This window comes from Sphingopyxis sp. (genome assembly GCF_036261875.1).
Lineage (GTDB): Bacteria > Pseudomonadota > Alphaproteobacteria > Sphingomonadales > Sphingomonadaceae > Sphingopyxis.
Genome location: NZ_DATAJZ010000009.1, coordinates 129,564 through 139,996 on the forward strand (window position 1 = coordinate 129,564; position 10,433 = coordinate 139,996).

Annotated in this window: 10 protein-coding genes; 1 reads left to right on the plus strand and 9 read right to left on the minus strand. The window is 66.8% G+C overall.

Features of this window, described 5'->3' with window-relative positions:
* Positions 1-66 precede the first annotated feature (66 nt).
* The 3 genes from ppc to VHO04_RS05105 form a co-directional block, all read right to left on the minus strand.
* A complete protein-coding gene (gene ppc / locus VHO04_RS05095; RefSeq protein WP_329627290.1) occupies positions 67-2,736 on the minus strand; it encodes a phosphoenolpyruvate carboxylase in 2,670 nt (889 codons plus the stop codon).
* A gap of 64 nt (positions 2,737-2,800) precedes the next feature.
* Positions 2,801-3,214: a YbaY family lipoprotein gene (locus VHO04_RS05100; protein ID WP_329627291.1), complete on the minus strand. Its 414-nt coding sequence runs from the start codon at positions 3,212-3,214 to the stop codon at positions 2,801-2,803.
* Between the two features lie 186 nt (positions 3,215-3,400).
* Positions 3,401-4,723 (minus strand): hemolysin family protein, encoded by a 1,323-nt coding sequence (locus VHO04_RS05105; RefSeq protein ID WP_329627292.1) that lies wholly within the window; start codon positions 4,721-4,723, stop codon positions 3,401-3,403.
* 234 nt (positions 4,724-4,957) lie between these two features.
* Here VHO04_RS05105 and VHO04_RS05110 point away from each other — a divergent pair, with 234 nt between their 5' ends.
* The gene (locus tag VHO04_RS05110) at positions 4,958-5,647 is read left to right on the plus strand and encodes an OmpA family protein (RefSeq protein WP_329627293.1); all 690 of its coding nucleotides are present in this window, start codon (positions 4,958-4,960) and stop codon (positions 5,645-5,647) included.
* 135 nt (positions 5,648-5,782) lie between these two features.
* Here VHO04_RS05110 and VHO04_RS05115 read toward each other — a convergent pair whose 3' ends face one another.
* Genes VHO04_RS05115 through VHO04_RS05140 form a run of 6 tightly spaced genes read right to left on the minus strand, consistent with a single transcriptional unit; the run spans position 5,783 to position 9,892 of the window.
* Positions 5,783-6,412, minus strand: coding sequence for a MarC family protein (locus VHO04_RS05115; protein ID WP_329627294.1), 630 nt, complete (start codon positions 6,410-6,412; stop codon positions 5,783-5,785).
* Positions 6,409-7,080 (minus strand): hypothetical protein, encoded by a 672-nt coding sequence (locus tag VHO04_RS05120; RefSeq protein ID WP_329627295.1) that lies wholly within the window; start codon positions 7,078-7,080, stop codon positions 6,409-6,411. Before VHO04_RS05120 ends, VHO04_RS05115 begins: the two co-directional genes overlap by 4 nt.
* Positions 7,080-7,973: a bifunctional methylenetetrahydrofolate dehydrogenase/methenyltetrahydrofolate cyclohydrolase FolD gene (gene folD / locus VHO04_RS05125; RefSeq protein WP_329627296.1), complete on the minus strand. Its 894-nt coding sequence runs from the start codon at positions 7,971-7,973 to the stop codon at positions 7,080-7,082. The genes VHO04_RS05120 and folD overlap by 1 nt, the downstream gene beginning before the upstream one ends.
* 22 nt (positions 7,974-7,995) lie before the next feature.
* Positions 7,996-8,295, minus strand: coding sequence for a YggT family protein (locus VHO04_RS05130; RefSeq protein WP_329627299.1), 300 nt, complete (start codon positions 8,293-8,295; stop codon positions 7,996-7,998).
* A gap of 44 nt (positions 8,296-8,339) precedes the next feature.
* Positions 8,340-9,248: an acetylglutamate kinase gene (gene argB / locus VHO04_RS05135; RefSeq protein WP_329627297.1), complete on the minus strand. Its 909-nt coding sequence runs from the start codon at positions 9,246-9,248 to the stop codon at positions 8,340-8,342.
* A complete protein-coding gene (locus VHO04_RS05140) occupies positions 9,245-9,892 on the minus strand; it encodes a queuosine precursor transporter (protein WP_297663943.1) in 648 nt (215 codons plus the stop codon). The genes argB and VHO04_RS05140 overlap by 4 nt, the downstream gene beginning before the upstream one ends.
* Positions 9,893-10,433: the final 541 nt, after the last annotated feature.

Below are 10,433 nucleotides of genomic sequence, written 5' to 3' on the forward strand. Positions count from 1 at the left end.
ATCGGCCTTGCGCAGAGCCGATAGCTGGAGATTGCTTCGCTCCGCTCGCAATGACGGTGTTTGGGTCTACCCGCTGTTCCTGAGTGCCGTCGCGATCGCGTTGATCGTGAGCTGAATGCCCTCGGCGATGCGCGGGTCGGTTTCGCCCGCGCGGTGGCGCTTCATCAGTTCGATCTGCAGCAGGTTGAGCGGCTCGATATAGGGCAGCCGCAGCCGGATCGACGCTTCGAGGGCGGGATTCTTCTCGAGCAGCCGCGACTGGCCGGTGACCCGGAGCAGCCCGTCATGCGCGCGGTTCCAGCCGTCGCGGACGCGCGCGAAGATCGCGTCGTGCCCGTCGACATGGGCGGCCAGTTCGGCATAGCGCGCCGCGATTCCCATGTCCGATTTCGCGAGCACCATCTCCATATTGTCGAGCAGCGCGGCGAAGAAGGGCCAGCTTTGCGCCATGTCGGCGAGCAGCGCCTGATCGCCGAACGCAGCGAAGGCCTCGCCCGTCCCGTACCAGCCGGGCAGCATCGTGCGCGCCTGCGCCCAGCTGAACACCCAGGGAATCGCGCGCAGATCCTCGATCGCGGTCGATTTGGTGCGGCTCGACGGGCGCGATCCGATCTTGAGCCCCGCGATCTCGGCGATCGGGGTCATCGCGCGGAAGAAATCCTTGAACGCCGGTGTGTCGTAGACAAGGCCGCGATACGCCCCGAATGCCGTGCCCGACAGCGCGTCCATCGCCGCGGTGAAGCGCCCGCAGTTCGCGGCGTTCAACCCCTCGGGTTCCAGGCTGGCGAGCAGGCTCGCCGACACCATCGCCTCCAGATTGGTCGCCGCGCTGTCGGCGGTGCCATATTTGGCCGCGATCACTTCGCCCTGTTCGGTGATGCGGATGCGGCCCTGCACCGTTCCCGCGGGCTGGGCGCGGATCGCCGCGAAGGCGCTGCCGCCGCCGCGCCCGACCGCGCCGCCGCGGCCGTGGAAAAGCTGCATCGCGCTGCCCGCGGCGTCGAACACCGGGGTCAGCGCGTCCGACGCCTGGTGCAGCCCCCAGGTCGAGGTGAGGTAGCCGCCGTCCTTGTTCGAATCCGAATAGCCGATCATCACTTCCTGATGCCCGCGCGCGGCGACTTGCGGCGCGATTTCGGGCAGCGCGAAATAGCGCGCCATGATCGCGGGCGCGTCATCGAGGTCGGCGATCGTTTCGAACAAAGGCACGACCATCAGCGTGTCGTCGCCCTCGGCTGACCACAGTCCGGCCTCGCGCGCGAGGACGTGGACTTCGAGCAGGTCGGACAGGCTTTCGGCCTTGCTGATGATCCATTGCACGATCGCGTCGGGCCCCAGCCTGGCGCGGATCGCGGCGGCGGCGTGGACGATCGCGAGTTCGCCCGCACTCTCGTCGCTCCACTGGTGCCACGGCGCTGCGAGCGGGCGGTTGACGCCGAGCTCGCGGCGCAGCAGCGCGACGCGCGCTTCCTCGTCGAGCGCGAGATAGTCGGCTTCGACCCCCGAAACCTTGAGCAGTTCGGCGAGCACGCGCTCGTGCACCGCGCTGTTCTGCCGCATGTCGAGCGTCGCGAGGTGGAAGCCGAACACCTCGACCGCGCGGATCAGCCGCCCGAGCGCGCCGATCCCCGCAAGCTGTCCCTCACCGCTCGCCGACAGGCCGTCGGCGATGGTGACGAGGTCGCGGCGAAAATCGGCGGGGGTGCGATAGGGCTCGCCCGCCAGCGCCGACGGGCGCGGCGGCGTCTTGCCGACGATGGCGGCGTAAGTCGAGCAGACGCGCGCGTAGATGCCCGACAAGGCGCGGCGGTAGGGCTCGTCGCTGCGGCTCGGCGCAGTGTCGCCGCTCGCCTCGGCCAGCGCCTCGACCGCGGCCGGAACCGGCGCCAGCGCCGACGAAACCGACAGTTCGGCGCCGAGCGCATGGACCGCGTCGGCATAATGACCGAGCACTGCGGCGGCATTGCGGCTCGTCGCCATGTGCAGCGTCTCGGCGGTGACGAAGGGGTTGCCGTCGCGGTCGCCGCCGATCCAGCTGCCGACGCGCAGGAAGCTCGCCGGGCGCGTCCCCAGCTCCTTTTCCCAGCGCGCATAGAGCCGCGGCACCACGGGCAGGAAGACATCGCGCAAATAGGTCAGCGCATTGTCGATCTCGTCGGCGACGAACAATTTCTCGGTGCGCAGCGGCCGCGTCTGCCACAGCAGCACGATCTGACGGCGGATCGCATCCTCGATCGCGTCGCCTTCAGGGGTCTCTTCATGCCCCGCGTCGCGCAGCCGCATCAACTCGGCGATGCGATTCTTGTGGTCGAGCACCGATTTGCGCCGGACCTCGGTCGGGTGCGCGGTCAGCACCGGCGCGACGAGCGCGGCGTTCAGCAGCGCCGCGACCGCGTCGCGGCCGATCCCGTCGCCTTTCAGCTTGCCCAGCGCCGCGGCGACCGTCGCCTCGGGCTCGGCGGCGACGCCTTGTCTGTCCTCTGCAAGGTTGGCGAGCATCGAAAAGAGCATGAAGCCGCGCACGAAGGCTATCGTGTCGTCGAGGCTCAGCGCGTCGAGCCCCGGATCGATCGCTTCCGCCCCCGCGATGCCACGATGCCGGTCGACGCTCGATGAGCGGATATATTCGGTCTGCCGGAACAGTTTCTCGCCGCCATAGGCGCGGATGACGTCGCCGAGGATGCGCCCGAGATAGCGGATGTCGGGATTCTGGCTGATCTGGATCGGTGGGCCCATGGGCCGAGGTTGCTGCACCGCAGCAGACGCTGCGTCAAGCGGCGCATAGCTATGCCGCGAAAGATCAGTGCGTCTTGACGAGGGTCAACATGCCCATGTCGATCGTCGGCCGATCGTCGAACGTAACGGAGTTGCGCGTGTCGGTGATGAACATCAGTCGCCCCGACGCATCGCTGATCCGCGCCGAGACGGCATAGCTGTGCCGCGGGTCGAGGCGGCGCTGGTCGACCGTCAGGCGGAAGGCGAAGGGCACCTGCCGCCCGTCGGCGGTGAAGCTCTGCTGCGCGATCACGCGCGACGGTGCGTCGGCCAGGCTGACGTCGTCGAGCCGGATCTCGACCTGCGCGGTCGGCGGCAGCGCGATACGCTCGCGATAGGCGATGCTGCCGGTGATTGCGACGGGTTCCTCCGACGGCATGATCGTCGCGCAGGCGGCAAGGGACAGACTCAAGGTCAAGGCGGCGGCAAAACGGAGCATGACATTCTCCTTTGACAACAATCCCCATCGCCCCTTCTTCGTCCCCCCACCTTAGCGGGAAGGACGGAGGTTTGGGAATAGCCTGCATCGCTCGGCTCTCGCCTGCGCGTCGATTGAAGCCACAAATGATATTTTGAAGGCGTCGATGCAGGGCTTATGTGGTCTTAGGAACGAAAGGCCCCCGCCTCATTCGTCCTCTTCACCCTTCGGTTTGCGGATTTCGCTGACCAGCAGCTTGTCGATCTTGCGCCCGTCCATATCGACGATCTCGAACTTCCAGCCGCGATCGGTGAAGCTCTCGCCCTCGGCGGGCAGATGCTTGAGGATCGCCAGCGCGTGGCCCGCCGCGGTCGCATAGTCGCGGTCGTCACCCAGCTCGATGCCAAGGCGCTCGGCCATCTGGTCGGCGGGCATCGACCCCGCGATCAGCAGGGTGCCGTCGTCGCGCTCGGTGACGAAGGGTTCGCTGCCGATGTCCTGGTCCGACGCGAATTCGCCCGCGATCGCCGACAGCAGGTCGGCGGGCGTCACCAGCCCCTCGAAATGCCCATATTCGTCGTGGACGAGCAGCATCGGCACCTCGGCGGCGCGCAGGCCCTCGAGCGCGTCCATCGCGTCGATCTGGTCGTGGATCACCTTCGCCGGGCGGATCAGCTTTTCGAGGTCGAGCGTTTCGCCGCGGAACAATGCCCCGGCGATGTCGCGCGCCTGGACGATTCCGGCAATGTCGTCGACCGAGCCGCGCGCGACCGGCAGCCGTGTGTGCGGGCTTTCGAGCAACTTGGCGCGCACCGCGTCGTCGTCCGACGCGATGTCGATCCAATCGACGTCGATGCGCGGCGTCATCACCTCGCGCACCGGCCGGTCGGCGAGGCGCACGACGCCCGAGATGATCGCGCGCTCGCTTTCCTCGATCACCCCCGATTTCGAGGCCTCCGCGACGATCAGGTGCAGTTCCTCGGCGGTCACCCGGTCCTCGGACTCGCGGTTGAGGCCGAGCAGGCGAAAGACCAGCGCCGAACTATTGTCGAGTAGCCAGACGAGCGGCGCCGCAACCCGCGACAGCCAGACCATCGGCGTCGCCATCGCGATCGCGATCGGTTCGGGCGCGCGCAGCGCGAACTGCTTGGGCACCAGCTCGCCCACGATCAGCGAGAAATAGGTGGTGACGCCGATGACGACCGCAAAGCCTGCCGCTTGGGCATGATCGGCGTCGAGCCCGAACCACGCCGCCAGCCGGTCGGCGACCGGCTGGCCCAGGCTCGCGCCCGAATAGGCGCCCGCGAGGATGCCGATCAGCGTGATGCCGACCTGCACCGTCGACAGGAAGCGCCCCGGATCGGCGGCGAGCTGCCGCGCGATCTTCGCGCCGCGGCTGCCGCGCTTCTCGGCCGCCTGCAAACGCGGCCCGCGCGCCGAGACGATTGCGAGCTCGGACAGGGCGAACAGGCCGTTGAGGAGGATCAGCACCGCGATGATCGCGACGTCGGACCAGGGGAAAGGGCTCATCGGGCGGTCATCGGGGGGCGGCCGTGCGGTGCACGGGCGCCCGGCCCCTGTCGGCTTGGGTCATGTCCGCCCTATAGGCGATAGCGGCGGCAAAGCACAATGACCCCGCTTCGCGACTCCGCTCAGCCGGGGTTCAGCCGGATTCTGGAACCGTTTGGCGCGGCATATGTTATCGACACGGACGGCGGCGCGCAGGGCCAGCAAGCGGCCGCCACTATAAAGGGAGCCAAAGACATGAACAGCAAGACGATCAAGCTCACCGCCCTCGCCAGCATCGGCGCGCTCGCGCTGACCGGCTGCGTGACCGACCCCGAAACGGGGAAACAGACGATCTCGAAGGCCGCGATCGGCGGCATCGGCGGCGCGCTCGGCGGCTATCTGCTCGGCGATCTCGTCGGCGGCCGTCACGACCGCACCGAAAAGATTCTCGGCGCCGGGATCGGCGCGGTCGCTGGCGCGGGTGCCGGCTATTATATGGATCAGCAGGAAAAGAAGCTGCGCGAACGTACCGCGGGCACCGGCATCGATGTCGAGCGCCAGGGCGACCAACTCGTGCTCAATATGCCCGGCGACGTGACCTTCGACCTCAACAGCGCTGTGGTGAAATCGCAGTTCCGCAGCGCGCTCGACAGCGTCGCCTCGACCCTGTCCGAATATCCGAGCACCTTTATCGACGTCTATGGTCACACCGATTCGCAGGGCAGCGACAGCTACAACCAGGGCCTGTCGGAGCGCCGCGCCTCGTCGGTCGCCGACTATCTCTCCAGCCGCGGCGTCAACCGCGCGCGCATGGCGACGATGGGCTATGGCGAATCGCAGCTCAAATGCGCGCCCGAACGCAGCGAAGCCGATTATCAGTGCAACCGACGCGTCGAAATCCGCATCGCTCCGGTGACCCAGAACGACGTCAACAACGCGCGGTAAGTCATTTTCCCGGCTAACGCCGGGAACGGCACCGGCCCGCTCCCCCACCCGGCCCCCCATTTCAGAATACGCTGTTGGGAGGCCGGGTGGGGGAGCGGGCCGGTGCCGCAGCTTTCCGCTTCGCGGAAAGCAAAATCAGCCCAGGCTCGGAAAGCTCGCCTTCAGCCCGTCGATCACGAACTGCGCCGCCAGCGCCGCGAGGAGAACGCCGAGCAGGCGGGTGATCACCGCTTCGGCCTTGTTGCCGATCAGTCGCATCAGCGGCCCCGCCGCGAGCAGCGCCGCGAGCGTCAGCGCGAGCACGAGCAGCAGCGCGCCGAAAATCACCAGCGCGCGGTCGAGCCCGTTGTTCTTGGCGACGAGCAGCATCACCGAGGCGATCGACCCCGGTCCCGCGAGCATCGGCATCGCCATCGGAAAGACCGAGACATCCTCGACCTCGGGGGTCGCCATGATCTTTTCGGCGCGCTGCTCGCGCCGCTCGGTGCGCTTCTCGAACACCATGTCGATCGCGATGATGAACAGCATGATCCCGCCCGCGATGCGGAAGCTGTCGAGGTCGATGTGGAGGAAGGACAGCAAGGCTTCGCCGAACATCGCGAAGAAGATCAATATGCCCCCGGCGATCAGCGTCGCGCGGATCGCCATCGACCGCCGCTGCTGGACGCTCGCGCCGGTCGTCAGGCTGGCATAGATCGGTGCGCAGCCCGGCGGGTCGATGACGACGAACAACGTCACGAAGGCCGAGATGAAGAGGTCGATCACGGCTGTTTCGGGGCCGCGACCTGATTGTCGATCACCGTCGTCATCTCCTTGCCGTCCCACAGGCGAACGGTGACGCGCCGCGACTGGTCGGGATGGACGGTCGAGGTCCAGCTCAGCGTCTGGTCGGGGGAGAGGCCGACTGCCACGTCGTCGCCTTCAGCGCCGGCCGCGATCGGCACCGCCGGACGCGATCCGCATTTCGCCTGCTTCGATGCGATGAAGTCGGGCGCGGCGAGCGGGGTCGCCAGGCTATCGCCATGGTCGAGCACCCACGTCATCTTGCCCTTCTTGGGATCGCGGAGCCACACGGTGGTGAAATAACCGTTCGCCGGCCCGTTTTGCCAAGCGCCGGTGGTGACCCCGACATTGCCATCGCAGCTCACATAAACCGCGTGCGGTTGCCACTTTACCGCCTCGGCTGGGTCCCTCTGCGACTTCAGCCAGTCGTGCGCCTTTACCCGCTGGGGCACGAACATCACCGCATCGGGCGCCGCCGTCTCGCGAAAGGCGGTCCATTGCCCCTTTTCCTGCGCCAGCCGTGCAAAGGCTAATTCCGCGGCAATGAAACCGCTGGGATTTGCCGAAAGCGGGCGGTTGCGTTCGCGGGCTGCGACAGCCCCGCTTGCGATCATGGCAAGCGCCGTCGCGGCCATGATCAGCCTGCGCATCAGAACCCCATCGGATCGGGCAGCCCCGCGCGGCGATGCGCGGCGACGAGCGTGTTGCGCAGCAGGCAGGCGATCGTCGTCGCGCCGACGCCGCCGGGAACGGGCGTGATCGCGCGGACGTGTGGCAAGGCTTCGTCGAAAGCGACGTCGCCGACGATCCGCCCCTTGGCTTCGCCGGGCGCCGGCGGCAGGCGGTTGATTCCGCCGTCGAGGACGACCGCGCCGGGCTTCAGCCAGTCGCCGCGGATATATTCGGGCTGGCCGATCGCCGCGATGACGATGTCGGCGCGCCGCAGCACCGCGGGCAGGTCGCGCGTCCGGCTGTGCGCCATCGTCACCGTGCAATTGGCCTGGAGCAGCAGCTGCGCCATCGGCTTGCCGAACAGGATCGAGCGGCCGACGATCACGGCGTCGAGCCCGCTCAGGTCGCCGAGCAAATCGCGCAGCATCATCAGGCAGCCGAGCGGCGTGCACGACACGAGCGCGTCGGCGCCGAGCACGAGCCGCCCGGCGTTGGTCGGGGTGATGCCGTCGACATCCTTGTCGGGGTCGATCGCCGCGATCACGCGCTTTTCGTCGAAACCCTTGGGGAGTGGAAGCTGGACGAGGATGCCGTCGACCGCGGGGTCGGCGTTGAGCCGGGCGACCAGCGCCAGCAGTTCGTCCTGTGCCGCGTCGGCGGGCAGGCGATATTCGAAGCTCTTCATCCCCGCCGCGACGGTCGCCTTGCCCTTGGCACCGACATAGACCTGGCTCGCCGCATCGTCGCCGACGAGGACGACGGCGAGACCGGGAACCCGGCCCGTCGCGGCCTCGAATGCCGGGACCGCCTCGGCAATCCGCGCGCGCAGCCCCGCCGCAAACGCCTTGCCGTCGATGATTTCGGCTCCCATGCCCATGTTCCCCGCCCTCATGTCACGCGATTCCGGCCTGCATGCCGAGACGATAAAGATAGGGCATGACCGCCTGCTGCATGATGATCAGCAGAATCAGAACGACCATCGGCGTCAGGTCGAGCCCGCCGAAATCGGGCATGATCCGCCGGAACGGGCGATAGAGCGGCTCCGTGATCCGGTCGAGTACATACCAGAGCTGGCCGACAAAATCATTATGGGTGTTAATCACGTTGAAGGCGATCAGCCAAGACATCACCGCCTGCACAATGATGATCCACCACAGGATATTGAGCAGGATCATCAGGATATCGAGAAGCATAAAATACAAGGGAGGTCTCCGGCCAGAAGGTCGAGGCGCCAGTCTTAGCGATGAATCAGCGTGCCCGCACCCCGTGCGGTGAAAATTTCGAGCAGCATCGCGTGCGGGATGCGCCCGTCGAGGATGACCGCCGCCTCGACCCCGGCGTCGACCGCCGCGACGCAGGTTTCGACCTTGGGAATCATGCCGCCGGTGATCGTCTCGTCGGCCTTGAGCGCGTCGATCGCCGTGCGGTCGAGGTCGGTGAGCAGTGTCCCCGCCTTGTCGAGCACCCCCGCGACGTCGGTCAGCAGGAAGAAGCGCTTTGCGCCGAGCGCGCCGGCGATCGCGCCCGCCATCGTGTCGGCGTTGATATTGTAGGTCGCCCCGTCGGCGCCGAGCGCGACCGGCGCGACGACCGGAATGAAATTGTCGTTCGCCAGATTGGTGAGGATCGTCGGGTCGACCGCGACCGGCTCGCCGACGAAGCCCAGATCGACGTGGCGCTCGATCCCCGAATTGGGGTCGGGTTCGCTGCGCGTGACCTTTTCGGCGAGCACCAGATTGGCGTCCTTGCCCGAAATGCCGACCGCGCGGCCGCCGAGTCCGGCGATCCAGCCGACGATCTCCTTGTTGATCTTGCCCGCGAGCACCATCTCGGCGACCTCGGCGGTCGCGGCATCGGTGACGCGGAGTCCGCCGACGAAGGTCGATTCGATCCCGAGTTGCTTGAGCATCCGGCCGATCTGCGGGCCGCCGCCATGAACGACCACCGGGTTGATCCCCACCGCTTTCAGCAGCACGACATCCTCGGCGAAGTCGCGCTGCGCCTCGGGGTCGCCCATCGCATGACCGCCATATTTGATGACGAAGGTCTCGCCGGCATAGCGCTGAAGATAGGGCAGCGCCTCGACGAGCGTTTCGGCCTTGGCGAGGAGGTCGGGCATTTTCGAAGGGTCGGTCACGGGCGTCATCCAGCGTTGTTCGCGTCGAGTTTGCGGCCGATGGCGACGACCGCCATCACGAGCAGCGGCACCATCACCGCCGACAGCACGACCTTGGCGATCATCTGGCCGAGCATCAGGTCGCCGATCGGACGGACGCCGTAAAAGCTGATCGTGATGAAGATCAGCGTGTCGACGATCTGGCTCAAGGCGGCGGCGATGAAACCGCGGAGCGGCAGCAACCGGCCATTGTTCGCGGTCATCCGCGCGAAGATCCAGACATTGAGGCTGACCGAAACGCCATAGGCGATGATCCCGGCCGCCATCATCCGCCAGCTTTGCCCGACGATGATTGGAAAGGCCTCTTTCGCGGGCTCGTACATGCCGGCATCGGTCGGAAGCTGGAGGACGAACAGCGCGAGGATGATCGCGAGGACGAGCGGGATGAAGCCCAGCCGCACCATCCGGTCCGCGACGACGCGCCCGTGCAGCTCGGCGATGCCGCTCGAGATGGCGATCAGCGTCAGAAAGGGGAAAATCCCGGCCTCGACCGCGAGCGGCCCCAGCGCGACCTGCTTCGCGCCCAGGAAGCCGCCGAGCGGAACCATGCCGCCATAGAGGATCGCGAACAGCAGCAGCGATGGCGCAATGACGCGCGAAGAACCAGTTTCCATCGGCGCCCGATAGTCGGTTTTGCGGACGCTGGAAAGACCGGGAAACGATGACGCGGACACGCGTCGAGACAATGGAGGCTAGCTGGATTGCGAAGCCCCTGCGAATATCCGCCTTGAGGTGGGGAGATGCCCTGCCTTCGTGCGTCGTCGTGGCGCGGAGCCGGTCTGTACGAAGGCGACGTCGCAATTCCAAAGTTCAGGAAAGTTCAGCCTATTGCAGCCTTCGATTAGGGCTTCGCGCTGTGCTGAACGCATCCGGTTCCCGCTTCGCCGCGACCGCTATTGTCCACCAAGTGAAAGAGCCAGATGAAAGCTGGCACAGCCGGATAATGTAGGAAAGGCCCATTTGAAGGCGACGCCTGCTTTGGGGTGGAAAGCGGACGTAGCCGATCCTCCCCGGCACGGGGAGGGGGACCACCGAAGGTGGTGGAGGGGCAGGTGCGTCATGGCGCGCCTTTTCTGGATCGAAGCGTAAACCGAGGGTGCCCCTCCACCATGCTTCGCATGGTCCCCCTCCCCGTGCCGGGGAGGATATCTTGTC

Excerpts from the sequence above, each read along its gene's own strand:
- folD (WP_329627296.1), bottom strand. The coding sequence starts at position 7,973 with ATGGGAGCCGAAATCATCGACGGCAAGGCGTTTGCGGCGGGGCTGCGC.
- VHO04_RS05120 (WP_329627295.1), bottom strand. The coding sequence starts at position 7,080 with ATGCGCAGGCTGATCATGGCCGCGACGGCGCTTGCCATGATCGCAAGC.
- VHO04_RS05110 (WP_329627293.1), top strand. The coding sequence starts at position 4,958 with ATGAACAGCAAGACGATCAAGCTCACCGCCCTCGCCAGCATCGGCGCG.
- VHO04_RS05100 (WP_329627291.1), bottom strand. The coding sequence starts at position 3,214 with ATGCTCCGTTTTGCCGCCGCCTTGACCTTGAGTCTGTCCCTTGCCGCC.
- VHO04_RS05130 (WP_329627299.1), bottom strand. The coding sequence starts at position 8,295 with ATGCTTCTCGATATCCTGATGATCCTGCTCAATATCCTGTGGTGGATC.
- ppc (WP_329627290.1), bottom strand. The coding sequence starts at position 2,736 with ATGGGCCCACCGATCCAGATCAGCCAGAATCCCGACATCCGCTATCTC.
- argB (WP_329627297.1), bottom strand. The coding sequence starts at position 9,248 with ATGACGCCCGTGACCGACCCTTCGAAAATGCCCGACCTCCTCGCCAAG.
- VHO04_RS05105 (WP_329627292.1), bottom strand. The coding sequence starts at position 4,723 with ATGAGCCCTTTCCCCTGGTCCGACGTCGCGATCATCGCGGTGCTGATC.
- VHO04_RS05140 (WP_297663943.1), bottom strand. The coding sequence starts at position 9,892 with ATGGAAACTGGTTCTTCGCGCGTCATTGCGCCATCGCTGCTGCTGTTC.